Genomic DNA, 25,591 nt, shown 5'->3' with positions numbered 1-25,591 from the left:
ACGTGAGCGATACGCCAGAAACCCCAGAAAACATGGATGAAACCCCGCCAGAGCGCCCCGTTTACGACGGCCCTACGGTATCCATCGAATCCGAGATGCGCACATCCTATCTGGACTATGCCATGTCGGTCATCGTCTCGCGCGCGATCCCTGATCTGCGTGATGGGTTGAAGCCTGTGCACCGGCGTATCCTTTACGCGATGCACGAAACCGGCAACACGCACGACAAGGCGTACCGCAAATCGGCCCGTCCGGTCGGCGATGTGATGGGTAAGTACCACCCGCACGGTGACAGCGCGATCTATGACGCGCTGGTGCGGATGGCGCAGGATTTCTCGATGTCGCTGCCGCTGCTGGATGGCCAGGGCAACTTTGGCTCGATGGACGGCGATAACCCGGCGGCCATGCGCTATACCGAAGTGCGGATGGACAAGCCCGCTGCATCCCTGCTGGCCGATATTGAAAAAGAGACGGTCGATTTTCAGGACAACTATGACGGCAAAGATAAAGAGCCGACCGTCCTGCCCGCCCGTTTCCCGAACATGCTGGTCAATGGCGCAGGCGGTATTGCCGTGGGTATGGCGACCAACATTCCGCCGCATAATCTGGGTGAGGTTGTTGACGCCACGCTGGCATTGATCGACGACCCTGACCTGACCTCCGAGCAGTTGATCGAATACGTCCCCGGCCCTGATTTCCCGACCGGAGGCGTCATGCTGGGCCGATCCGGCGCGCGCAAAGCCTATCTGGAAGGCCGCGGCAGCGTCATCATCCGCGCCAAGACGCGGGTCGAGGAAATCCGCCGCGATCGATATGCGATTGTGGTGGATGAGATCCCCTATCAGGTGAACAAAGCCTCAATGATCGAAAAGATCGCCGAAGCGGTGCGCGAAAAACGCATCGAAGGTGTGGCGCATGTGCAGGACGAATCCGACCGCAATGGCGTGCGCGTCGTGGTCGAACTGAAACGCGATGCAACGCCCGAGGTGGTGCTGAACCAGCTTTACCGTTTCTCGCCGATGCAGACGTCTTTTGGCTGCAATATGCTGGCCCTGAACGGTGGTCGGCCTGAACAGCTGACCCTGCGCCGCTTCCTGACCTCGTTCATCGACTTCCGTGAGGATGTCGTCGCCCGCCGCACCGCCTATGACCTGCGCAAAGCGCGCGAACGCAGTCACATCCTGTGTGGTCTGGCCGTGGCCGTTTCGAACGTGGACGAAGTGGTTGCCACGATCCGCTCGTCCGCCGATGCCGCCGAGGCGCGCGAGAAACTGATGACCCGTCGCTGGCCTGCGGCCGAGATCGAAGGCTATCTGCGCCTGATCGACGATCCTCTGTCCAAGATGAACGACGATGGCACCTATAACCTGACCGAGATTCAGGCCCGTGCCATCCTCGACCTGCGCTTGCAGCGTCTGACCCAACTGGGCGTCAAAGAGGTCACGGACGAGCTGGAAGAACTGGCCGCCAAGATCAAGGAATATTTGGATATTCTGTCATCGCGCGAGCGTATCATGGGTATCATCGGCGATGAGCTGCGCGAAGTCCGCGACCAATTCGCCGTGCCCCGTCGTACCGAGATCGTCGATTGGTCCGGCGACATGGAAGACGAGGATCTGATCGAACGCGAAGACATGGTCGTGACCGTCACCTCGGGCGGTTACATCAAACGTACCCCGCTGGCCGATTTCCGGGCGCAAAAGCGTGGCGGCAAGGGGTTGTCGGGGATGCAGACCAAGGAAGAGGATGTGGTCACCACCCTCTTCGTGGCCAACACGCATACGCAGCTTTTGTTCTTCACCACCGAAGGCATGGTCTACAAGCTCAAGACATGGCGTCTGCCGCAGTCCAGCCGCACCGGCAAGGGCAAGGCCATCGTCAATATCCTGCCTATTCCAACCGGCGTTTCGATCGCAGCGATCATGCCCGTGGATGTACCTGATGAGGAATGGGAAAACCTGCAAATCGTCTTTGCCACCAGCGCAGGCGATGTGCGGCGTAACCGCCTATCGGATTTCACCAATGTCCGTCGCAACGGCAAGATCGCGATGAAACTGCCCGAGGACGTGGAACTGGTGAACGCCCGCATCTGTTCGGAAGACGAAGACGTGATGCTGGTCACCAATTCCGGCCGTGCGATCCGTTTCCGCACCACTGATGTGCGCGTCTTCAACTCGCGTGAGTCGACCGGTGTGCGCGGCATCAAACTGACCAACGGCGACCGTGTCGTGTCGATGTCAGTCATCCGTCACTTTGAGGCCGGGCCAGAAGAACGGGCAGCTTATCTCAAGATGCGCCGCGCCGTTGCAGGCATTGCAGATGATGGTGAAACGGACGAGGATGAAGTGGCACCCGGCGCGATCACGCAGGAACGCTATGCCGAGATGTCTGCCGCAGAAAACCTGATCCTGACCATTACCAAGGGTGGTGCAGGCAAGCTTAGCTCCAGCCACGATTACCCAGTTCGTGGGCGCGGCGGCATGGGCGTTGCTGCAATGGACAAGGCCATGCGCGGCGGTGAGCTGGTTGCCTCATTCCCGGTTGAGATCGATGATCAGATCATGCTTGCCACCTCAAAAGGCCAGTCAATCCGCGTTCCTGTCGAGGGTATCTCATTCCGGTCCCGCAGTGCAGGCGGCGTACGGGTCTTCAACACCGGCAAGGGTGAAGAAGTCGTCAGCGTGGCATGGATCGCCGAACAGGCGGATGAAGAAGACGAAACCGAATAAGCCTCTTTCGGTTTTAGCGTGTAAGCCCCTGCGACCGTCGTCGCGGGGGCTTTTTCATAAGGTGCTGACGGAGCTATCAACTTTGGCTATTTTGGGGACCGCATCAGGTCCTCCAGAACCCAAAGCCTATCCTGACCCCAGACGGTCTGACCGTTCAGGTGGAAACTGGGAACACCCCACAGGCCTATCTGCTGAAGTCGGTCTTGATTGGCCTCAACGCGCGCACTCCAATTCGTATTGCTTAACTGCGTCTTTGCCTTCGCCCAGTCCAGCCCGGCCATAGCGGCGATGTCGCTCAACCCGGTATCAGTACTGGCATCTATGCCCTGCGACCACACAGCGGTCATAAAGGCCGAACAGTATTCAGCCAAGCGGCCACTCTCTTCGGCGAGATCAAAAAGCGCATAGCCTCTCTCGACGCCAGCTCCCAATGGATCACTGATGCAACCGAAAGGGATATCCAGACGACGTGCCTCGCGTGCGCAATCGCGCAATATGTAAGAGGATTTCACCTTGGGAACAGGCAGCCCTCGCATCAGCATGGGCAAGACCGGGCGCAGTACCAGCTTTGCGCCACTCCGAGCAGCAAGTTCCCTTACACGGTCAAACGCGAGGTAAGAATACGGGCTGCGAAACGAGAAAAAGAACTCCAGCTCTTGCCCCTCAGCGTTCGGGGTTTCCCCGCTGTACTCGGGCACGATGAACGAACCCTGCGGCCCCGTTCGGAAAGCGTCAAGACGTGTTTCCAGATACGCAAGACGATCCGGCCCCCAATAACACTCGCCGCCATACGCAAAACATCCGCCAAGAAAGTGCCCGACCTCGGCCAAGGCTTGATCGCCCGCCGCTTGCACTGCTGAGTAATCCGATTGCGGCCCCTCGGGTATATCTTCGCCCGACCACAAAGCACTACTGATTTGCTGTGCACGGCTTGTGAAATCCTGCTTATGCAGCTCGGCAGCAAGACGGCGCGAAGCCTGCGCAATTGCGCTTTCTGAAGTTTTGGATATGGCAGGTGACGTCAGACCCAAACGGTTTGCCCATCGCCTGGTATCCGTCAGCGCATTCTGCAAATAGGCCTCGGGCGCTGGAAGGTTTTCCGGCGTCGGGCCAGAAATCAGGAAGGGTTCAATCTTGATATCGTAGTGCTTTTGAAACAGGGCCAGCAATTGCAGGCTTACGTGGCAATACGGGTCTGCCACGTCGTGAAAATACTGAACGACGCGCGGTTGACCCTTCATACGCCGCCGGGCCTCAAACGCGCCCCGCTTGGCGGTTTGCAAACCAGTACCCGTCAAAACCATCGCAGCGCGAGATCTTACCATATTTCTAAGCGTCACTTGCCCCCTCCCAAGTCGGTTTGGGCACTCTATCTTGCGACGCTCAGAATGCTATGCCAGTACACTGGAACGTGAGGGTTACAACGCGTAAAGTGCGCTGAATTTTTCCTCAAGGTATTGCAACAAGGGCTCCGGTCCGGGTTCCTGTCCACCAGCACGACGAATGACGTCGCGCGGCGCATAGAGCCCGCCGTGCCTTTGAACGTTTTCACGCAGCCAGCCCGTCGCGCCAGACGTATCGCCCTCTGCCAATTGTTGATCCAAGGCAGGGACAGCCTTGCGCAAGGCATGATACAGACAGCCAGCATAGACATTACCCAGCGAGTAGGTTGGGAAATAGCCAAACAGTCCGACCGACCAGTGGACGTCCTGCAGGCACCCATTTGAAGGCGTGTCTACTGCATAGCCAAAATCAGACAGAAACCGGTCATTCCACGCGGCCTCAAGATCATCGACCTGCAGGTCCCCGGACATCAGCGCGCGTTCCAGATCAAAACGCAACATGATGTGCAGGTTATACTGCACCTCATCAGCCTCGGTTCGGATATAGCCGTTGTGAACACCGTTCACTGTTGCGTAGAACGCGTCAGCGTCGGGGATACCAAAATCTCCGAACGCGTCTTTCATCTGGCCGTACAGCCAACCAGTGAATGCGCGAGACCGGCCCAACTGGTTTTCGTAAATACGGCTTTGGCTTTCATGTACCCCCATGGACACACCACTGCCCAACGGGCTAAGGCCGAAATCCGGGTTTATTCCCTGCTCATATGCGGCGTGGCCGACCTCGTGAATGGTGGAATAAAAGCAGTTGAACGGGTCGCTTTCACTGGTTCGCGTGGTGATACGCACGTCAAGTCCGCTACCCGAACTGAACGGGTGAACTGCCTTGTCGACGCGCCCAGTGTTCAGGTCGTATCCAAACGCAGTGGCCAGTTTCTGCGACAACCGCATTTGTGTCAGCTCATCGAATGTTCCCGACAACGCTATGGGTGCAGGCTTTTCCAAGACGGCGGCCCTGAGTGCGACCAGTCTTGGGCGCATCTGGTCGAAAATCTCAGAGATTTGGGCACCTGTCGTATAGGGCTCGTAATCTTCGACCATCGCGTCATACACATCGCCACCTTGCGCCAGGGCTGCGCCCTCTTCGCGCTTTAGGGCCACAACCTCTTGCAGAACGGGAAGAAAGGCTGCCACGTCCTCATCCGCGCGGGCTTGTGCCCATGTGCCTTGCGCGGCCGATGTGACGCGTGCAATGGCTTTAGCCAAGTCAGCAGGCACCTTGATGGTCCGTTCATAAGACCGGCGGATTTCTCGTAGCTGAGCCTGACCGACTTCATCCTTCGCTTCGGCGTTTTCCAACCATTCAGCAACGCGCGGATCCGAACGGCGCGCATGCAGGACAGCCTCGATCGCGGCCATTTCCTCGGCCCTTTGGGGAGCGGCACCACGCGGCATAACCGTTTCCTGATCCCAACCCAGCCGACCGGCTATCTGCCCCAACGCCGAGGTTTCGCGTTGAAATGCCATCAGATCGTCGAAAGCGCTCATATCAAGCTCCGCGGATGGAAGTTGCAATGGGATAGGCCGTCAGGAAACGCGCCCGCAGGATCAACGTCCAGACGACGACAGCCATGAACTGGTGGAAAATCGCGATCTGCCAGGGGGCTGCGTAGACAACGGTGATGATGCCAACAACAACTTGCAGCGACAGAGCCGCAAACATGGCGTTGAAGGCGAACCGCGTCTGGGGATGTGCACTGGTTCCTCCGCGCCGCCAAACCATGATACCGAACGCAAACAGCAGATATCCGGCGCACCGGTGAATGAACTGAACAAGGCCCGGGCTTTCAAAAAAGTTGCGCCACATAGGTTCCAAAGCCGCTGCATCTGGCGGCAGCAACTGACCACCAATCAGGGGCCAATCGGTATAGGAGCGGCCCGCATCAATTCCGGCAACCAAAGCGCCGATCAGAATCTGCAGGAACGCAAAGTGCATAAGGCCAGTCGACAGCGAAAATAGCTTTGCTTCTTTCGCGCGGCGGGCCTGCATGAGGTCGCGCTCAGCCCGGCCAAGCTCGAAAATATACCAAGCCAGGAACCCAAGTATGACGAAAGCCAACCCCAGATGGACCGCTAGACGATAGCTGGCGACTGCTGTCATCCCCTCGCCCTGTGTCACACCAGATGCAACCATCCACCATCCGACAGCGCCCTGAACACCGCCTAACGCGCCGGGAATCAACAGCTTGCCGGTCCATCCGGTCGGGATTTTCCGCGCCGCGAGGAACCCAAAGAAACCTATGGCCCAGACCAGACCAATCACGCGGCCCAGTTGCCTGTGACCCCATTCCCACCAGTAGATGAATTTAAAGTCGTCTAACTCCATCCATTGATTTTGGATGCGCCACTGGTCGATTTCCTTGTACTTGTCGAACTCGGATTGCCAGTCCGCCTCGTTCATCGGAGGGATAGCACCAGTAATGAGCCGCCATTCGGTAATCGACAGGCCGCTGTCGGTCAGACGGGTCAGACCGCCCACTGCAATCATGACAACCACAAGTGCGAACAGGATCATAAGCCACGTCCTGATGCCGCGACGGGCATCGCCGCGACCGCGGTCAATCATGCCGGGTTGAACCGCTTCCTGTTTCTGGTCACCCGAGACCTCTTCGAAGATGCTGCGCTTACCGCTCATGCTGTCCTCATGTCCTGATTTTGTCGCAAGCTAGGGCTTGGGTGCAGATAGGTCCAGCCTTAGCCTTTTTCCTTCCAGCGGACCATCTGACGCATCACCCCGTGCAACATCTGCACATCCGCGCGCGTCATGCGCATCCGCGACCAGAGGTTGCGCAAGTTGGTTTTCATACCGTCTGCTTTTTCGGGTGGATAGAAAAAGCCCGCCTCCTCCAACCGGTCTTCGTAATGTTCGACCAGTTTTTCGACCTCGATCCCTGTAGCCCAATCGCCCTTGCCCAGATCGGTGGACTCATGCACCACATCTCCGGTCTGGCGCATCCATTCATACGCGGTCAACAGCACGCATTGACCAAGGTTCAACGAGGCATATTCAGGGTTTACAGGCACCGAGATTATGGCATTGGCCTTGGCAATATCCTCGTTTTCCAGCCCTGCCCTCTCTGGCCCGAACAAGACAGCCACCTTTTCGCCTGCCGCAACCTTTTCTGCCGCGATCTGCATGGCGCGTTCGGGGCTGTAGACCGGTTTGGTCAAGCCGCGTTGCCGCGCGGTTGTCGCGAAAACAAAGGTACTGTCCGCAAGCGACCCGGCCAGATCGTCAAACAACTGCGCTTCGTCCAGCAAGCGACCGGCCCCGCTGGACATTGCCACCGCTTTGGGGTTCGGCCAACCATCACGTGGTGCCACAATCCGCATCCGGTCCAGCCCGAAGTTCCACATTGCACGTGCAGCGGCACCGATGTTTTCGCCCATTTGCGGACGCACGAGCACGAAAGAGGGCTGAGATTTTTCGCTGGGCATGGCTGTCTCCGGAAAACTTCGGCTTGCTGTAATCGGCACAGATGCGCAGGGCAAGGCGTTGGCGCAAGCAATTGCGCATGAATCCGGCATAAAAGTTTGCTTCCCCCGCGCAATCCGCTAAACCCCGCCAAAGACTGAAAGCCGAAGGACGCGCCATGGACACCCCTGAGCAGCCGCAGATTTATCTGATTTCGCCCCCGACCATCGCGCTAAGCACCTTCCCAGATCAATTGGGCCGCGTGCTGGACGCAACCGATATTGCCTGCATCCGGCTAGCTTTGGCGGGCAATGACGAAGACACCATCGCGCGTGCTGCCGATGCCTGTCGCGAGGTTGCCTTTGCGCGCGATGTGGCAATCGTCATATCCAACCACGTGCTTTTGGCCCAACGCCTTGGTCTGGATGGGGTTCATCTGGATGATGCAGCGCGTTCTGTGCGCAACGTGCGCAAAGAGCTGGGTGCTGATGCCATCGTCGGTAGTTTTTGCGGCAACTCCAGCCATGACGGAATGACTGCGGGTGAAAACGGGGCCGACTACGTGGCCTTCGGCCCGGTCGGCGCGAGCACTTTGGGCGATGGAACCATTGCCGAGAAAGACCTGTTCCAATGGTGGTCCGAAATGATCGAGGTTCCTGTCGTCGCTGAAGGCGGTTTGACGCCAGAGCTGATCAGCGAACTCTCACCGCACACGGATTTCTTTGGAATCGGGGATGAAATCTGGTCCCAAGACGACCCGGTTGCCGCCCTGAAATCGCTCACCGACGCGATGTGAGCGTTAACCCTTGCGCCCGCGCCGGGGCTACGGCATGACACCGTCATGACTCAGAACAGCAACATCCTGTGTATCGGCTCGGTCCTGTGGGACGTGATCGGGCGGTCGGCCAGCGCCATGCGCCAAGGCTCGGACGTGCCGGGGCGGATCACTCGTCTGCCCGGCGGCGTGGCCATGAATATCGCGATGACACTGGTGCGCTTTGGGATGACCCCAACCCTACTGACCGCCATAGGGCGCGACCCCGAGGGCGACGAATTGGTCAACGCCTGCGCCCGTTTGGGTATGATCACAGATCACGTTTACCGCTCGCAAGATTTACCGACCGACAGGTATATGGCTGTCGAAGGCGCAAACGGCTTGATCGCAGCTATTGCAGATGCGCATTCCCTTGAGGCAGCGGGTGCCAAAATCCTGCGCCCTTTGATGCACGGGCCGTTGGGCTACGAGAATACGCCTTACGAGGGGCCCATCGCACTGGATGGCAATCTGACGTTGGACTTGCTGGAAGACATCGCCCAAAGCCCTGCCTTTGCTAAAGCTGACTTGCGCGTTGCCCCTGCATCCCCCGGCAAGGCAGAGCGGTTGCTGCCTTTTCTCAAACATGCCCGCGCAACGCTTTATGTGAACCTCGAAGAGGCCGGTATCCTGTGTCAGCGAGAGTTCACGGATTCCGCTTCTGCAGCGCAAGGTCTGCTGGATCGCGGCGCATTGCGGGTGCTGGTCACCGATGGCGGAAATTCGGCCACTATCGGCAGCGCGAATGAAATCCTGACCCAAACGCCCCCATCGGTGCTGGTTACACGTGTGACCGGTGCAGGCGACACTTTCATGGCGGCCCATATCGCCTCAGAATCCGGCGGCGCGTCCAGCGGCGAGGCTTTGACCCGCGCCCTACACGCCGCCGCCACCTATGTTTCCGGAGAAACCCCACTGTGATCGACATCAAATACTCAACCGAGGTCCGCGCCGCAAAGGAAGCGGGCCAACCCATCGTCGCGCTTGAAAGCACCATCATCACCCACGGGATGCCCTACCCTCAGAACATCGAAGTGGCGGCCCAGGTTGAACAGGATATCCGCGATGAAGGTGCGGTGCCGGCGACCATGGCTGTCATCAATGGAACGCTGCATGTAGGGCTTGAAGCCGATGAATTGAAAGCGCTGGGTCAGGCACAGGGCGTCGCGAAAATCTCTCGTGCGGATATGGCTGCGTGCATTTCCACCGGCGGCACAGGTGCCACGACCGTCGCAGCCACGATGATCGCGGCGCAATATGCAGGCATCGACGTGTTTGCCACAGGCGGCATTGGCGGCGTGCATCAAGGGGCCGAAACCTCATTCGATATATCCGCCGATCTGCACGAATTGGCTCAGACCTCGGTCACGGTTGTTGCGGCTGGTGCAAAGGCGATCCTGGATCTGGCAAAAACTCTCGAGGTGCTCGAGACGCTCGGCGTTCCGGTGATCGCTTATGGTCAGGATGAGTTCCCCGCCTTCTGGTCTGCTCAATCGCCCTATACGGCCCCGCTGCGCATGGACACGGCAGAAGATATCGCGAAAGCGCATGCAACCCGCCGTGCGCTTGGCTTGCCCGGTGGGCAACTGGTTGCGAACCCGATCCCGTCCGCGGACCAAATTCCGTCCGAAGAGCTGGCTCCGATTATCGCAGCCGCGCAGGCGGACGCCGATGAACACCGGATCACAGGAAAAGGCGTTACACCCTATCTGCTGCAGCGCATCTATGAACAAACAGACGGGCGTTCGCTGATCGCCAATATTGCACTGGTCAGAAATAACGCAAAATTGGCTGCCGGAATCGCCAGGGCGCTGGCCAAACAGTCGCAGTGAGATAAACCTATTGTACCAAGGCACCGGACTGCTTAACTAATTCCGCAAACCACTCAGGACCGCAATGAACACGCCGTTTGACGAAGAACCGAACCGCCGACCGGGCTTATTTTCCCGGCTGCGTGCGTCTTTCTTGACGGGTATCGTCGTCATTGCGCCGGTCTGGTTGACGGTATGGCTGATATGGTCCGTGGTTGGCTGGATCGACAGCGCCGTTCTTCCCTTGGTGCCGCAGCAATTTCATCCCGAACAATATGTCGGAATAAACTTACGCGGCGTTGGCGTCGTAATCTTCCTGATCTTCACGGTTCTTGTCGGTTGGATCGCCAAGGGCATTCTGGGGCGGTCCTTGATTCACTTCGCCGAAAGCCTTGTGGACAGAATGCCTGTTGTCCGTTCGGTGTACTCTGGGATCAAACAGATTTCTGAGACCGTCTTTGCGCAAACCGAACGCTCGTTTGAGAAAGCCTGCCTTATCCAATATCCGCGCCGGGGTATTTGGGCGATTGGGTTCGTGTCGACCACGGCCCGTGGCGAAGTCAGTGAACGCGCCGAGACTGGGGGCAACTTGCTGAGTGTTTTCGTACCAACGACGCCGAACCCTACCTCTGGGTTCTTGCTGTTTTTCCCCGAAGAGGATGTCATCCTGCTGGACATGTCCATCGAAGACGCCGCCAAACTGGTGATTTCAGCCGGTCTTGTCTATCCGAACGAGAAAGATCCGACGCAACCACCTGAATGATCAGCCGAACATCTCAGGCAAGTTTACAGTGCTGCGTGCGCCAAGATCGTCTTTGTGATCCGTCAAAAACCGATCCGCTGCCCGGCGCCCCGCGTCCTTGAGTTTATGCAGGATCACAGGATTGGGCACCGTTTTCGTAGCCACTGAAAGGTCGTTCATCAGTGCGTCATCCGCGATCATGTGAACCAGCACCCGGTTCATTTCGCCAGCCTTCAGCTTTCCGTCGGCCAAGAGCCGTTGAACAAAATTGATTGCCCGCAGCTCTCGGAACAACGAGGAATTGAAACTGATCTCATTGATCCGGTTCTGAATTTGCTGCGGCGTCTTGGGAACTTCGTCGCGCTCGAGCGGATTTATGTTCACGATCACCACATCGTCCGGCAGATCATCATCAAATAACGGATACAGCGCTGGATTGCCCGTGTAACCGCCATCCCAATAAGCCTCGGTCCGACCTGATTTGGGGTCATAAATCTCTACCGCCTGAAATAGGCTGGGCAAACAGGCCGAAGCCAGAATCGCATCGGTCGAGATTTCGTCACCAGTGAACACCCGAATCTTTCCGCTACGTACGCAGGTTGCGCACACATGCAGTTGCGGGCCGTCATCTGCACAAATGTCGTCAAAATTGAAACGGTCCACGACCGGCTCCAAAGGATTGCGATACATCGGTCCGTAGGCATAAGGCGACACCAGACGCGACCATGCATCCCCAACCGAAAACGGCAGTGAGTACTCCATCGCCTGGGCGATCTGCGCTGGTTCGACGGCCTGCATCCAATTGGCCAACCGCATATCGCCCACAGCACCCATCCGTGCCCAAAGCCCATCAAGGTTGGCGCGGGCACCGTCTCGCCCATTGCGCACCATACCGGATTTGAACGCGGCGCCATTCAGCGCCCCAGCCGATGTTCCTGTGATCGCCGCGACTTCGATATCGTCCTCGTCCAGCAGGCGATCAAGAACACCCCAAGTAAAGGCGCCATGCGCACCGCCGCCTTGCAGCGCTAGATTGATGCGTTTCACTGTCGCCTCCTAAATCAAAGTGCGGTCCAGCCCCCATCCACCGAGATCGTCGTTCCGGTGATCTGCGCTGCAGCGTCTGAACATAAAAAGATCGTAGTGCCACCAAGCTGCTCAACTGTGGCGAATTCTTTGGAAGGTTGCCGCTCAAGCATGACGTTCTTGATCACGTCTTCGCGGCTCATGTTGTATTCTTTCATTGTGTCCGGGATTTGAGCTTCGACCAGCGGGGTCAACACATAGCCCGGGCAAATTGCGTTGCAGGTAATCGGCTCTTGCGCAGTTTCCAAAGCGACGGTTTTGGTCATGCCTACAACGCCGTGCTTAGCCGCGACATAAGCTGCTTTGAAGGGCGACGCCGTCAGACCGTGCGCTGACGCAATATTGACGACCCGGCCCCAGCCCGCCTGACGCATCATAGGCAATGCGGCCGCAGTTGTGTGAAAGGCCGAGTTCATGTTGATCGCGATTATCGCATCCCATTTGTCGACCGGAAATTGATCAATTGGGGATACGTGCTGAATGCCGGCGTTATTTACAAGAATATCGCAGGCGCCCGCTTGCTCGATAAGGCCGCGGCATTCGTCTCCTTTTGACATATCCGCTTTGATGTAACGCGCTTGTGTTCCGGTTTCTTTGGAAATCTCAGCGGCCAGAGCGTGATCTTCGTCCCGATCCGTAAAGGAATTCAAAACCACGTTTGCGCCAGCCTTCGCCAATTCACGCGCGACCCCCAATCCGATCCCCGAATTTGATCCAGTGATGACTGCTGTCTTGCCCGAAAGGTTCATACGTTTTCTCCCTCAGAAACCCGTGTTGGCGACACAGTGCCATGCTGCAAGTGCAAAGAAAACGGTGAATGCGTCGGGCTGCGCGAACGGCGGAAGATGCGCACAAAAAAACGCCCGCACAAGGCGGGCGTTAAGTTATTGAGGCAGGTTTCATACAGGCAAGAAACCTATCGAGCAGTGCACCCTTTATAAGCAATTCCACGCCTTCGTCCAAGCTAAAAGTTTGATAATAAGAAAAATCATCGGTACGATGAATCCCAACAAAATAAGGCCAGAGCAGGATTGTTTCCAAAATGAGCCCTAATTTTCTACGCCCCGTCCGCTTTGTGATCACGGGAATCGCTGCCGTTTTTGCCGCAACGGTCGCCAATGCAGAATCGGCTCATGGCATAGCTATGTACGGAGACCCAGCCCTGCCACCGGATTTTGTGTCTCTGCCCTATGCAAATCCAGATGCACCGAAGGGCGGAAAGGTCGTTTTTGGAAATACCGGCGGCTATAACAGTTTGAACCCGTTTGTGCAAAAAGGCACCCCACCCTGGCAACTGCGTTTTTGGACCCATGAAAGCCTTATGGGCCGGTCTTGGGACGAACCTTTCACCCTTTATGGCCTTTTAGCCGAATCAGTTGAGACCGCGCCGGACCGGTCCTGGGTCGAATTCACGCTGCGTGAGAACGCACAGTTTTCAGACGGAACGCCGGTTACTGTCGAAGATGTGATTTGGTCATACGAGATACTGGGAACCGAAGGGCATCTGCGCTATCGCGGGTTGTGGGGTAAGATCGACAGTATCGAACAAACCGGCCCCCGGACCGTCAGGATAACTTTTAACGAGGCCGACCGTGAACTGGCGCTGATCGCCGGTCTGCGACCGATCCTGCAAAAAGCCCAGTGGGACGGTAAAGACTTCGCCAATGCCCCCCTGCAGGAAATCCCAGTTGGAACCGGCCCATATGTAATCGACGGCTATGAAGCTGGCCGATACGTCAACCTGCGCCGAAACCCGGATTACTGGGGCGCAGACCTTCCGTTCCGCCGCGGTACTATGAACCTGGATGACATCAGGATTGAATTCTACGGTGACGGTACAGTCCTGTTCGAAGCCTTCAAGGCTGGCGAACTGACCGCTGTTCGCGAATTCAACGCCGACAAATGGGACACCCAATACAGTTTTCCCGCCGTACAACGCGGCGATGTGGTCAAAACCGAAATTCCCCATGGCAAGCCATCGGGTATGACAGGTTTCGTCATGAACACGCGCAAAGCCCCCTTTGATGACTGGCGCGTGCGCGAAGCCCTGATACTGGCGTTCAACTTCGAATTCATTAACGACACCATCACTGGCAGCGCACAGCCGAGAATCTCATCCTATTTCTCGGGATCTGAACTAGCCATGCAACCGGGCGCAGCGACAGGTCGTGTAGAAGAGCTCTTGCTGCCCTTTGCGGATGACCTGCCGCCTGGCGCGATAGAGGGGTACACTCTTCCTGTCAGCGACGGTTCGGCCCGCAACCGTTCAAACATTCGCAAAGCCACCCAACTGCTTTCTGACGCGGGTTGGACCATCCAAGATGGAGTGCTGCGTAACGCCAATGGCGACACGTTCACACTGACCGTTCTGCTTCAGCAAGGCGACAGCGAAAGCGAGACTGCAATCGAGATCTATTCTCGCGCGCTCGAGCGGTTGGGAATCCAGATCAAAACGGAACAAGTCGACAGCGCCCAATATGCAGGGCGCACGTCTGAGCTTGATTTTGATATGACCTTCTTCCGGCGCGCCCTGTCCTTATCACCCGGCAATGAGCAGCGCTTGTATTGGGGAAGCGAAAACGCGGACACGCCCGGAACACGAAACCTGATGGGGATCGCCTCACCTGCCGTTGATGGGCTGATCGACGCAATGCTTGCATCCGAGAGCCGGGAAAATTTCATAGCGGCCACACGCGCGCTGGATCGGGTTTTGACCGCCGGTCGCTATGTCATTCCGATTTGGAACTTTGATGTCGGTCGAATCGCGCATGCAAAGGAACTAAAGCTACCTGAAACGTTGCCGATTTATGGCGATGGGCCAGAATACATGCCTCAGGTATGGTGGTTCGAAGAATAGCCTCGCAATAACGACCACCCAAACCGAACACATTTGGTAACGGTTTAGTGCAAAAACACGCGTTGGTGATGCTTAGACGCCACTCGGCGGAAAACGGCACATTGCCAGGTTTATCTATATATTGCGCATTGTGGGATGCAGTTCCGCTATAATTCGTTGTCGCCACTATTTTCAGTCGCAATTTTGGCTCGCAACACAAATAGCTTTACGAAATACATCTTTGCGTTGTAGCCTACCGGTGAAATTACGCTTTGTGCGACCAAATTATTGCTTTGAATTTCACTACATAGCTTTCGTGCGGCCGCGCAGCGCTCAGGATTTACGGACCAACCACCACTCACTCCAAAACTCGGTCCGTTTGCCCGTTGCGGTTTGCCTGCAACGGGCATTTTGTTCCTTGCATCTCCGACTACAGGGTGCGACATTTTGTCATGCACAGAGTTTCCTGACTGGTTCGTAACCTTTTGGTGGGCCGAGCAGCCGTGAAACCTGAAACCGGAAAGCTTGCAGATGTTGAATTGGAAGGATCTGACGCAAGACTGGGACGCCACGTACGCGCGCGCGCAACGCCGTTTTCCGAACCTGCGGGAAAAAGACAAAACGCGGCTTTGCAAGGATCGCAAAGGGTTCGAGGCCTACCTGGCTGAGCGTCACCAACTGACTGTGACGGAAGCTCGGGAAGAGCTGGAAGATTTTCTGTTTACCGAAGGCCTGAACCGCGAATTCGACCGGTCTTTAAGTAAGTGATGTCACCCAAAGGATCATGGCGTCTTCGTCACTGACTGAGACGACGTTGTGGCCCATGCTGCCGTCGTAATACGCGCTGTCGCCACGGCGCATTTCAACGGGTTCATAGAATTCGGTATACAGGCGCACAACACCGGTTAGAACATACAGGAATTCTTCGCCATCGTGACGCACCCAACCGTCGAACTCATCCATGGACCGGGCGCGAACGCGCGCGCGGTAGGGCAGCATCTGTTTCTTGGTCAGTGTTTCGGCCAGCAACTCATGTTCATAGGTGGTCGTAGGGTGCGCCGCGCCTTCCCCCATGCGCGTGACAGCCATACGTCCTATCACCTGTTCGCGTTGCGGTGGCGTGAACAGTTGCGGCACCGAAATCTCTAACCCCGTCGCCAGTTTCTTGAGCGCATCATAAGTCGGAGACATTTGCCCGTTTTCGATTTTGCTGAGCGTCGACCGCGCAAGTCCGGCCTGATTGGCCGCTTGCTCCAAGGTCCAGCTGCGCGCCTTGCGCAGCTCACGTACACGCGCGCCGAGGTCCAGCGGTTCAAGTTCGGTATGCTCTCCGGAATCGCGTGCGATGCGGATCAGGGATGTCTGGTCTTGGGTGCTCATGCGTCATTCTATAGGATGAGCCTGTCCTGCTTGCAACGCGTCTGTCGCCACGGTAGCCAATCGGTATGCTTTCGGTTTTCGATCAGGGCCCGTTTGAGGCTTGCCCATCTCCGTTCAACCTGACTGCGCATGTTCTGCGTGCTGCGGATCGCAACGCGGAGCAAACGGCGCTTTCGGTCCTTGGGCATCCGAGCGCGCAACACTGGACCTATAACGCATTGAAACGTGCCGTTCTGGGAACCGGGGCCGGGTTGCTGCGGTCTGGGCTTAAACCCGGCGACATCGCGTTGATGCGGCTGGGCAATACAGTAGACTTCCCAATCGCCTATCTAGGCGCGATCGCCGTCGGGGTGATACCGGTTCCAACCTCGTCCCAACTGACCGAACCGGAAACGGACAAGATTATCCAAGACCTAAACCCTGCGGCAGTCCTACGCGATCCGAGTGTCTCTTGCGCGAGGCACCCGCACCAGATCACTGTGTCTGAACTGACAGCAATGCGAGATCTTCCGCCCGCTCAATTTGAATTGGGTGATCCCAACAGGATGGCCTACGTCGTCTATACATCGGGCACATCTGGTAAACCACGTGCTGTGGCCCACGCCCACCGCGCCATCTGGGCCCGTCAAATGATGGTAGACGGCTGGTACAGCCTGCGAAAGACGGATCGGTTATGCCACGCCGGGGCCTTTAATTGGACCTACACACTCGGGACCGGTCTGATGGATCCGTGGACCATCGGGGCGACCGCGTTGATACCTGAACCGGGTACGGATTTCACCGCGCTGCCCACTTTACTGCGCCAGCATCGCGCCACGATCTTCGCCGCGGCGCCGGGTGTCTTCCGAAAGCTTCTGCACAAACCTGACGAATTGCACCTGCCCGATCTAAGGCATGGGCTGTGTGCTGGCGAAAAGCTCTCGCGTCACCTGCACCAGAACTGGGTTACAGCCACGGGAACCGAATTGTTCGAAGCCTACGGAATGTCCGAATGTTCGACATTCATCTCATCCAGCCCGGATCACCCAGCCCGCGGGGACGCCTTGGGTCAGCCACAACCCGGTCGCCGTGTCGCGATCCTTGGCCCCGATGGGCCGGTTCCGCAGGGGCAAGAGGGCACAATTGCAATCCATCGCTCAGATCCCGGGCTCATGCTGACCTATCTGAACGCACCGGATGAGGCACAGGACAAGATGCAGGGCGATTGGTTCCTGACCGGCGATCAGGGTGCAATGGCTATCGACGGCCAGATTACCTATCTGGGTCGGGACGATGATATGATGAACGCAGGTGGGTACCGTGTGTCGCCGGTCGAAGTCGAAGCCGCTTTGTCCCGTTTCCCGGGTATCACGCAGGTGGGTGCTGCCTGTGTCGAGGTTAAACAGGACACATTCGTGATTGCAGCCTTTTATACCGGGCCGGAAAAACTGGACGAAAGCGCCCTGCGCTCCTATGTCGAAGAAAATCTGGCGCGCTACAAACAACCGCGCGCCTTTGTTCATCTGCCTGAACTGCCCAGCGGCGGTAACGGGAAACTCCTGCGCCGGGCGCTTCCGGCCTATTTCAAGGCGACCAACGAATGACCCAGACCGTCAAGCTCGATATCATGTCCGACCCGATTTGCCCTTGGTGCTATATTGGCAAGACGCATCTGGACAAAGCGCTAGCCGCCATTCCTGACCACCCGTTCGTGATTGAATGGCACCCATTTCAGCTGAACCCGGACATGCCGGACGCCGGGATGGATCGGCGTGAGTATCTGGAACGCAAGTTCGGAGGCAAGGAAGGTGCGGTCCGAGCTTATGCACCAGTCGTAGAGCATGCCGAGAATGCGGGTCTGAGCATTGACTTCGAAGGCATGAAGCGCACGCCGAACACGTTGGATGCGCATCGCCTGATCCATTGGGCCGGGATTGAGGGCAAGCAAAACGAAGTCGTTGATGCCCTGTTCGACGCCTATTTCGTCAAGACCCGTGACATTGGCGATCATGAGGTTCTGGCCGATATCGCCGACAGCGTCGGCATGGATGCGGCAGTGGTTCTGAAGCTGCTCAAATCCGAAGCGGACCGGCAGGATATAAGCGATCGGGACACGCATTCGCGCCAGATGGGCGTAAACTCTGTTCCGACATTTATCGTTGCAAACCAACACGCTGTTCCTGGTGCTCAGCCACCTGAGATGTGGCAGCGCGTGATCGGAGATATAATGTCTCAACTTGAGGCTTAATCTGCAAATTAGCACACCCGTCTGTGCGTATACTCGCTGGTGCCCCTTGACCCGCCGTGATAGCGCGATCTGGTCAGGAGGGCACAATGGCCAATCGTATGTCTCGGGGAGAATTCGTCGCGCTGGTCGCGATGATGTTTGCGACGATCGCGTTTTCGATCGACTCGATGCTGCCAGCCCTGCCGCAGATCGGCGAGCAGCTTAGCCCCGGCGACGCCAACAAGGCACAGTTGATCCTCACCTCTTTCGTGCTGGGCATGGGGATTGGCACCTTTTTCACAGGGCCTTTGTCGGACGCCTTCGGACGTAAGCCCGTGATCTATGCCGGGTCGCTCCTCTATATTCTGTCCGCCGCGGTTGCCTGGTTCAGCTCTTCGCTTGAGATGCTGCTGATAGCCCGGATATTTCAGGGCATTGGCTGCTCGGCCCCCCGCGTCGTTGCCATGGCGATTATCCGAGACCTCTATTCCGGACGCGAGATGGCGCGCATCGTCTCAATTGCCATGATGATCTTCACGCTGGTTCCGGCGATCGCGCCCATGATGGGGGCCGGTATAATTGCGCTGACAGGTTGGCGGGGCATCTTCGCCTCGTTCATGCTGTTCTCGCTGATCACCATCGTTTGGATGGGTTTGCGGCTGCCGGAACCGCTGGCGGTGGAAAATCGCCGCCCGCTGCGGTTGCCTTTCATGATGGACGCCGCGCGCCAGATGTTCGCGCATCCAACCGTTCGTGTTTCGATCATGGTACAAACACTGTGTCTTGGCATGCTGTTCACGATGCTGACGATGGTGCAGCCCGTATACGACATCATTCACGACAGCGCGGACAGCTTTCCATTCTGGTTCGGCTTTGTCGCCTTGATGTCCGGTTCTGCCAGCTTGTTGAACGCAGCCCTCGTGGTGCGATTGGGTATGCGGCGGATCGTAACGTGGGTGCTTGGAGCGCAGATCGTGTTCACCTCGGCCGTGATCTTTCTGAATTCAATGCAGCTTTCGCCCGGCCTGTCTTTTGGTATTTTCGTCAGTTGGCAGACAGCGATTTTCTTTATGGCCGGCATGACAATGGGCAACCTCAACGCAATCGCGATGGAACCTATGGGGCATATTGCCGGCATGGCCGCGTCAGTGATCGGTGCAATCTCGACCGTTTTTGCCGCCGCGATCGCTGCACCGATCGGCCAGCTGTTTGACGGGTCTATCTTGCCGCTCGCCTTGGGCATCCTGACGATGTGCACCCTTGGCTTTGTGTTGATGCTGCATATGGGCCGGATCGAAAACAGACTGCCTGCCTGACCTGTGCAGCCAATTTGAATCGCGTTAACCTGCCCCTAACCCAAGGGGGAGATTTCGATGAGCGATTACTACGATCTGGGTACCTATTCCTGCCCAATCACAACGACCTCAGCCGAAACGCAGTTGTGGTTCGACCGCGGGCTGAACTGGACTTATGGCTATAACCATGACGAAGCTGTCGTCTGCTTTCAACGTGCGGCCGAGGCCGACCCGGACTGCGCAATGGCCCACTGGGGAATAGCCTATGCCGCCGGGCCAAATTATAACCTGCCCTGGGATTTGCGCGATGACCGGGGGCAGAAAAAGGCTTTGGCGCTGGCGTACGATGCCACGCAACAGGCTCTTGCGCTGCTGGACCATTGTAATCCTGTGGAAAAGGCGCTGATCCGCGCCCTGCCCGCGCGTTATCCTCAGCGTGACCCGATAGATGGCATGCATGTTTGGGACCATGACTTTGCAGATGCCATGCGCGACGCTTTTGCAACCCTGCCAAGCCACCTGGATCTGCGAACCATCTTTGTTGAATCCTTGCTGAATTTGACGCCTTGGAAGATGTGGGACCTGCAGACTGGCGAACCAGCGGCGGGCGCTGCAACGCTCGAGGCGCAAAAGGCGCTTGAGGACGCAATGGCAAAAGATCCCGCTGCCATGTCTCATCCCGGCCTTCTGCATTTATACGTTCACCTGATGGAGATGTCGCCAACCCCGGAAAAGGCCCTGAAGGCTGGCGACGTCCTGCGTACTTTGGTTCCGGATGCGGGTCATCTTGTGCACATGCCGACGCATATCGACGTGCTCTGCGGCCACTACCAGAACGTCGTGCATTGGAACGAAAAAGCCACCGAAGCCGATCTGAAATACTATGAGCGTGAAGGCGCGTTCAACATCTACACCGGCTATCGGCAACACGATTACCATTTCACGATCTATGGCGCGCTTTTCCTTGGCCAGATGGAACCCGCCCTGCGCGCCAATCAAGGTCTTTGGGAGACGACGCCCGAGGATATGCTGCGCATTGAAAGCCCACCAATGGCCGATTTCTTCGAAAGCTACATGTCAATGGGCCCGCATATCCTGATCCGATTTGGCCAGTGGGAAGACGCAAAGGCGTTAAAGCTGCCCGAAGATCCCGACCTATTTCGCACACTGACTGCGACCACACATTATGCCCGTGCCATTGCCTATGCCGCGACGGGTCAGGTTCCCGAAGCAGAAAAGGAAGAACAGCTTTTTCTGACGGCGGCAAAGCGGGTTCCGGATACGCGTTTACTTCACAACAATCGGGTCGTTGATTTACTGGAAATCGCCCGCGAGATGCTGCGGGGCGAAATTGAATACCGCAAAGAAAACTATGACGTTGCGTATGCACATCTGCGCCGCTCGGTCGAATTGGACGACACGTTGCCCTATGACGAACCCTGGGGTTGGATGCAGCCGACACGCCACGCCCTGGGCGCGCTTTTGTACGAACAGGGGCACGTCGCTGAGGCCGAAGCTGTTTACCGCGAGGACCTGGGCCTGGGCGGAAGTCTGAGCCGTGCCTCGATCCACCCCGACAATGTCTGGAGCCTGAAGGGCCTACATGACTGCCTGAAATCACGTGGTGAAACCGTCGAGATCAAACAGATCAAGCAACGCCTCGACCTTGCGTTGGCGCGTGCGGATCAAGCTGTGGCCGCGTCTTGTTTCTGCGCGCAGGCCGCGATGAAAGCCGCTGAATGAGATATATTGCGCTAGTTGCCCTGCTTGCCTCACCGGCAGTCGCCGAGCGACAAACGTTTCCTCCAGTCGACGAAGCCGACCGGAGCCCGTCGCTGATGGCGTTCAGAGAAGCAATTCGCGAGAAGGTCGCCGCGCGGGACATCGAAGGCGTGATCGCCTCTGCCTGCCCGGACATCTACCTAAGCCACACCGGCGCCGGCGGTCCCGAAGAACTGCGGGCAAACCTTGTGGTTACGGATGACACGCTGACCGAGCAAGCGAAACAGCGCACCGAGTTGAAGACCCAAGCCTATTGGAGAGCGCTCGAAACCACTTTGGCAAAGCCGGGGTATTTTGACGATCAGGGAGAATTCTGGATGCCCCACCAGTGGCAGATCACCCTGCCCGCCTCACTGGACCCGAATATGGCCTACTTTGTGGATGGTCAGAATGTAACCTTGCGCCGATCCGCAGACCAAAACGCGCCGAGCCTGGGCCTTATCAGCCACGAGGTTGTCATCGTGCGCGCATATTCTCAGGAGGCTGAGTATCAGAACGTTTTACTGACAGACGGTGGTCAGGGGTACGTTCACAGCGACTTTCTTTGGCCAATGGTCGGTTACCGTGCCGCGTTCGTGCAATCGGATGCGGGCGAATGGCAATTGTGCACTTTTGTCAGCGGAGACTAGGTTTTCGCCTTCTTTTTCTCGGCAACAACCTTTTCGGCTAAGTCTCTGGCGATTGCGAAAGCACCCTTGATCTTGTCGCTGTCCTTTTTCCAGTCACGACGCACGACAATTTTGTTGTCCTTGACCTTGGCCAGCCCGCGCTGGTTCTGAATGAACTCAACCAACCCCTGAGGTGACGCGAACTTGTCATTGTGGAACTGGATCGTCGCGCCCTTTGGCCCACCGTCGAGCTTGGCAATCCCGGCGCGTTTGCACATGGCCTTGATGCGCACGACCAACATCAGGGTGTTGACCTCTTTTGGCAGGGTACCAAAGCGGTCGATCAGCTCGGCGGCAAAGCCCTCGAGTTCAACCTTGGTCGACAGCGACGACAAGCGGCGGTAAAGACCCAGACGCACGTCTAGATCGGGTACGTAGTCCTCGGGGATCAAAACTGGCACGCCCAGATTGATCTGCGGGGCCCATTGATCGTCGGCATCCGACAGCCCCTCCATCTCACCGGCTTTGATCTTGGCGATCGCCTCTTCCAGCATCGATTGGTAGAGTTCATAGCCCACGTCGCGCATCTGGCCCGACTGTTCCTCACCCAACAGATTGCCTGCGCCGCGAATGTCCAAATCCTGTGAGGCAAGGGTAAAGCCAGCCCCAAGCGTATCCAGAGACCCCAGTACACGCAGGCGTTTTTCGGCCGTGGCCGTCAGTTTCTGGCGTGGTTTCGTGGTCAGATAGGCATAGGCGCGGGTCTTTGAGCGCCCCACCCGGCCGCGAATTTGGTAAAGTTGCGCAAGGCCAAACATATCCGCCCGGTGCACGACCATCGTATTCGCCGTCGGAATATCAAGCCCGCTTTCAACAATCGTTGTCGCGAGCAATACGTCATACTTGCCGTCGTAGAAGGCGTTCATTCGGTCATCGAGTTCACCCGCCGCCATCTGTCCGTGCGCGACGACATAGGTCAGTTCCGGCAGTTGGTCCTTAAGAAATTCCTCGATCTCTGGCAGGTCCGAGATGCGCGGGACCACATAGAAGCTCTGCCCGCCGCGATAATGCTCGCGCAGCAGGGCCTCGCGGATCGTTACGGCATCGAACTCGCTGACATAGGTGCGGATCGCCAGACGGTCGATGGGCGGCGTGCCGATGATCGAAAGGTCGCGCACACCGGTCAAGGACAATTGCAGCGTGCGCGGGATCGGCGTTGCGGTCAGGGTCAGCACGTGAATGTCGCTGCGCAGCTGCTTAAGGCGTTCCTTATGGCCAACGCCGAAATGCTGTTCTTCGTCGATGATCAGCAGGCCCAGATTGTTGAACCGTATCCCCTTGGCTAGCAAGGCATGGGTGCCGATCACGATGTCGATCGTCCCGCGTGCAAGCCCGTCGCGGGTTTGCTGCGCCTCTTTTGCAGACACGAACCGCGACAATTGACGGACCTCCAGCGGGAACCCACGGAAGCGTTCCTTGAAGCTGGCGGCGTGCTGACGAGCCAGCAGCGTGGTCGGCGCGATCACCGCAACCTGAACACCCGACATCGCGGCGACAAACGCCGCGCGCATGGCAACTTCGGTTTTGCCGAAACCCACGTCACCGCAGATCAACCGGTCCATCGGTGCGCCGGAGTGCATGTCCTCCATGACCTCGGAAATCGCACGCAACTGATCGTCCGTTTCCTGATAGGGGAAGCGTGCGCTGAACTCCTCCCACGCGTGGGGCGGAGGGTCCATGACGGGTGCTTTGCGCAGGGCACGTTCGGCGGCGATGCGGATCAGCTTGTCCGCCATCTCGCGGATGCGCTCTTTCAGCTTGGCCTTCTTCGCTTGCCATGCGCCGCCGCCCAGACGATCCAGCAAGCCTTCGTCGTGCCCGTATTTCGACAACAGTTCGATGTTTTCGACCGGCAGGTAGAGCTTAGCTTGTTCGGCATATTCCAACAGCAGGCATTCGTGCGCGGCACCAGCGGCGGTGACAACCTCCATCCCCATGTAACGCCCGATGCCGTGATCCACATGTACGACCAGATCACCGGGGGTCAGGGATTGAGTTTCGGTCAGAAAATTCTCGGCCTTGCGGCGCTTTTTAGGTTGTCGGATCAGGCGGTCGCCCAGAACGTCCTGTTCCGAAATCACCGTCAGATCCGGAGTTTCGAACCCGTGCTCCAGCGCCCAGACGGCCAGATGCAGGCCCCGTTTTCCGACGCGGGTGCCGTCGGTGACGGGTATAGCCTCGGCTAGCCCCTCATCCTCGATCAAACCGGTCAAACGTTCCCGCGCGCCTTCGGAATAAGACGCGATCAGCACTGGTCCCTTCGTCATTTTGTCGGTGATATGCTCGGCCAGAGCGCCAAACAGACTGATGCTTTCCTGTTGCCGTTCAGGCGCAAAGTTCCGCCCGATCCGACCACCGGCGTCAATCACCCCGGGCCCCGAGGCCTGTGGAAGCGGGTTAAGCTGCAGCACCCGACGTCCATCAACAGCCTGCTTCCACGCATCGTCATCCAGATACAAAAGCCCCGGAGGCGTCGGTTTATAAACGGTATCCATGCGCGACCGGTTTTCCAGCGCCAGACGCCGCGTCTCGTACTGGTCGGCGATCGTGTCCCATCGGGCCAGACGTGATGGAGTGATCTGATCATCCAGTGAAATGGTTGCGCCGGGCAGATAATCGAACAGCGTCTCAAGCTTCTCATGGAAAAAGGGCAGCCAATGTTCAACACCCTGATGTTTGCGACCTGCGGTTACCGCCTCATACAACGGGTCGTCCGTGCCCGCTGCGCCGAATTCGATCCGATAATTCTGACGAAACCGTGTGATTGCAGCGTCATCCAGAATGACCTCGGACACCGGGGCAAGCTCTACAACCTCAAGCTTTTCCGTTGTGCGCTGAGAGACCGGATCGAACCGCCGCGCGCCATCCAGCACATCTCCGAAAAGGTCAAGGCGCACAGGACCAGACTCACCCGGAGGGAAAATGTCGATGATACCTCCGCGAACGGCATAGTCGCCGGGCTCCATCACCGTTGGGCTTTGGGTGAAGCCCATCCGCACAAGGAAGTTACGCAGCGCAGCCTCATCGACCCGGTGATCCACCCGCGCGGTAAATGCCGCCTCGCGCAGCACGTCACGCGCGGGAACGCGTTGAGTGGCCGCATTCAGCGTTGTCAGCAACACAAACCGGTCGGGCATCTGGTGAACTAAAGCCGCCAGTGTTGCAACACGGGCCGCGGCGATATCGGCATTGGGCGAGACCCGATCATATGGCAGGCAGTCCCAACCCGGGAAAACGAACACAGGCATATTCGGCGCAAAGAAGGCAAGCGCCGCGCGCATCGCTTCCATACGTTTATCGTCGCGGGCCACGTGGCAAACCGGCCCGCTTGAACGAGAGATCTCGTTCAATACCAGTTGCGCGTCAAACCCCTCGGGGGCGCCGCCAACCGTGACATGGTCCGGAGCCGTCATCGCTTTGCCTTTCC

The 25,591-nt window shown here is 57.6% G+C and carries 20 protein-coding genes; 12 read left to right on the top strand and 8 right to left on the bottom strand.

The features are described 5' to 3' along the window. The first annotated feature begins 2 nt into the window (after positions 1-2). Positions 3-2,729: a DNA gyrase subunit A gene (gyrA, locus tag ACR0BD_RS12400; RefSeq protein ID WP_480830852.1), complete on the top strand. Its 2,727-nt coding sequence runs from the start codon at positions 3-5 to the stop codon at positions 2,727-2,729. An 86-nt stretch (positions 2,730-2,815) separates the two neighbouring features. Here gyrA and ACR0BD_RS12395 read toward each other — a convergent pair whose 3' ends face one another. The 4 genes from ACR0BD_RS12395 to ACR0BD_RS12380 all read right to left on the bottom strand — a co-directional run bounded on the left by ACR0BD_RS12395 (position 2,816) and on the right by ACR0BD_RS12380 (position 7,567). Further along, complete coding sequence (locus ACR0BD_RS12395) at positions 2,816-4,069, bottom strand: DsbA family protein (RefSeq protein ID WP_480830850.1); 1,254 nt, start codon at positions 4,067-4,069, stop codon at positions 2,816-2,818. Positions 4,070-4,147: 78 nt separating this feature from the next. Continuing rightward, positions 4,148-5,617: a carboxypeptidase M32 gene (locus tag ACR0BD_RS12390; RefSeq protein ID WP_480830848.1), complete on the bottom strand. Its 1,470-nt coding sequence runs from the start codon at positions 5,615-5,617 to the stop codon at positions 4,148-4,150. Between the two features lies 1 nt (position 5,618). After that, positions 5,619-6,764, bottom strand: a complete 1,146-nt coding sequence (gene ctaA, locus ACR0BD_RS12385; RefSeq protein ID WP_480830846.1) for a heme A synthase — start codon at positions 6,762-6,764, stop codon at positions 5,619-5,621. A 59-nt stretch (positions 6,765-6,823) separates the two neighbouring features. Then, a complete protein-coding gene (locus ACR0BD_RS12380) occupies positions 6,824-7,567 on the bottom strand; it encodes an RNA methyltransferase (RefSeq protein WP_480693690.1) in 744 nt (247 codons plus the stop codon). A gap of 155 nt (positions 7,568-7,722) precedes the next feature. Between ACR0BD_RS12380 and ACR0BD_RS12375 the strand changes: the two genes are divergently transcribed. From ACR0BD_RS12375 to ACR0BD_RS12360, 4 genes are all read left to right on the top strand, one after another. Further along, complete coding sequence (locus ACR0BD_RS12375) at positions 7,723-8,340, top strand: thiamine phosphate synthase (protein WP_480830843.1); 618 nt, start codon at positions 7,723-7,725, stop codon at positions 8,338-8,340. Positions 8,341-8,385: 45 nt separating this feature from the next. Then, the gene (locus ACR0BD_RS12370) at positions 8,386-9,279 is read left to right on the top strand and encodes a PfkB family carbohydrate kinase (RefSeq protein WP_480830841.1); all 894 of its coding nucleotides are present in this window, start codon (positions 8,386-8,388) and stop codon (positions 9,277-9,279) included. Next, a complete protein-coding gene (locus ACR0BD_RS12365) occupies positions 9,276-10,190 on the top strand; it encodes a pseudouridine-5'-phosphate glycosidase (RefSeq protein ID WP_480830839.1) in 915 nt (304 codons plus the stop codon). The genes ACR0BD_RS12370 and ACR0BD_RS12365 overlap by 4 nt, the downstream gene beginning before the upstream one ends. 64 nt (positions 10,191-10,254) lie before the next feature. Beyond that, positions 10,255-10,932, top strand: coding sequence for a DUF502 domain-containing protein (locus ACR0BD_RS12360; protein ID WP_480693694.1), 678 nt, complete (start codon positions 10,255-10,257; stop codon positions 10,930-10,932). On the opposite strand, the gene ACR0BD_RS12355 is transcribed toward ACR0BD_RS12360, so the two are convergent. Both ACR0BD_RS12355 and ACR0BD_RS12350 read right to left on the bottom strand, forming a co-directional pair. Further along, positions 10,933-11,958, bottom strand: a complete 1,026-nt coding sequence (locus ACR0BD_RS12355; RefSeq protein ID WP_480693695.1) for a patatin-like phospholipase family protein — start codon at positions 11,956-11,958, stop codon at positions 10,933-10,935. Between the two features lie 14 nt (positions 11,959-11,972). Next, entirely contained in the window at positions 11,973-12,746 is a 774-nt protein-coding gene (locus ACR0BD_RS12350) for a 3-hydroxybutyrate dehydrogenase (protein ID WP_480830835.1), read from the bottom strand. 293 nt (positions 12,747-13,039) lie between these two features. Between ACR0BD_RS12350 and ACR0BD_RS12345 the strand changes: the two genes are divergently transcribed. Both ACR0BD_RS12345 and ACR0BD_RS12340 read left to right on the top strand, forming a co-directional pair. Beyond that, entirely contained in the window at positions 13,040-14,854 is a 1,815-nt protein-coding gene (locus tag ACR0BD_RS12345) for an extracellular solute-binding protein (RefSeq protein ID WP_480830832.1), read from the top strand. Positions 14,855-15,364: 510 nt separating this feature from the next. After that, positions 15,365-15,601 (top strand): hypothetical protein, encoded by a 237-nt coding sequence (locus tag ACR0BD_RS12340; protein WP_480830830.1) that lies wholly within the window; start codon positions 15,365-15,367, stop codon positions 15,599-15,601. Here the strand turns inward: ACR0BD_RS12340 and ACR0BD_RS12335 are convergent. Next, positions 15,590-16,213, bottom strand: a complete 624-nt coding sequence (locus ACR0BD_RS12335; protein WP_480693699.1) for a helix-turn-helix domain-containing protein — start codon at positions 16,211-16,213, stop codon at positions 15,590-15,592. The genes ACR0BD_RS12340 and ACR0BD_RS12335 overlap by 12 nt on opposite strands. Positions 16,214-16,278: 65 nt before the next feature. Between ACR0BD_RS12335 and ACR0BD_RS12330 the strand changes: the two genes are divergently transcribed. The 5 genes from ACR0BD_RS12330 to ACR0BD_RS12310 all read left to right on the top strand — a co-directional run bounded on the left by ACR0BD_RS12330 (position 16,279) and on the right by ACR0BD_RS12310 (position 22,125). Continuing rightward, the gene (locus ACR0BD_RS12330) at positions 16,279-17,796 is read left to right on the top strand and encodes a class I adenylate-forming enzyme family protein (protein ID WP_480830827.1); all 1,518 of its coding nucleotides are present in this window, start codon (positions 16,279-16,281) and stop codon (positions 17,794-17,796) included. Next, positions 17,793-18,440: a DsbA family oxidoreductase gene (locus ACR0BD_RS12325; RefSeq protein WP_480693701.1), complete on the top strand. Its 648-nt coding sequence runs from the start codon at positions 17,793-17,795 to the stop codon at positions 18,438-18,440. Before ACR0BD_RS12330 ends, ACR0BD_RS12325 begins: the two co-directional genes overlap by 4 nt. Positions 18,441-18,526: 86 nt before the next feature. Then, on the top strand, positions 18,527-19,735 hold the full coding sequence (locus ACR0BD_RS12320; protein ID WP_480830824.1) for a multidrug effflux MFS transporter: 1,209 nt from the start codon (positions 18,527-18,529) through the stop codon (positions 19,733-19,735). 57 nt (positions 19,736-19,792) lie between these two features. Then, the gene (locus tag ACR0BD_RS12315; protein WP_480830822.1) at positions 19,793-21,457 is read left to right on the top strand and encodes a tetratricopeptide repeat protein; all 1,665 of its coding nucleotides are present in this window, start codon (positions 19,793-19,795) and stop codon (positions 21,455-21,457) included. A 95-nt stretch (positions 21,458-21,552) separates the two neighbouring features. After that, positions 21,553-22,125: an SH3 domain-containing protein gene (locus ACR0BD_RS12310; RefSeq protein WP_480830819.1), complete on the top strand. Its 573-nt coding sequence runs from the start codon at positions 21,553-21,555 to the stop codon at positions 22,123-22,125. Here the strand turns inward: ACR0BD_RS12310 and mfd are convergent. Next, positions 22,122-25,577 carry a transcription-repair coupling factor gene (gene mfd, locus ACR0BD_RS12305; protein ID WP_480830817.1) on the bottom strand — a complete coding sequence of 1,152 codons (3,456 nt, stop codon included), beginning with the start codon at positions 25,575-25,577 and terminating at the stop codon, positions 22,122-22,124. The two genes, ACR0BD_RS12310 and mfd, sit on opposite strands and share 4 nt — an antisense overlap. Between the last annotated feature and the right edge of the window lie 14 nt (positions 25,578-25,591).

Source organism: Ruegeria sp. G5 (assembly GCF_056533365.1).
Note: the sequence above shows the minus strand (reverse complement) of the source record. Positions and strands in the feature narration are given on the sequence as shown.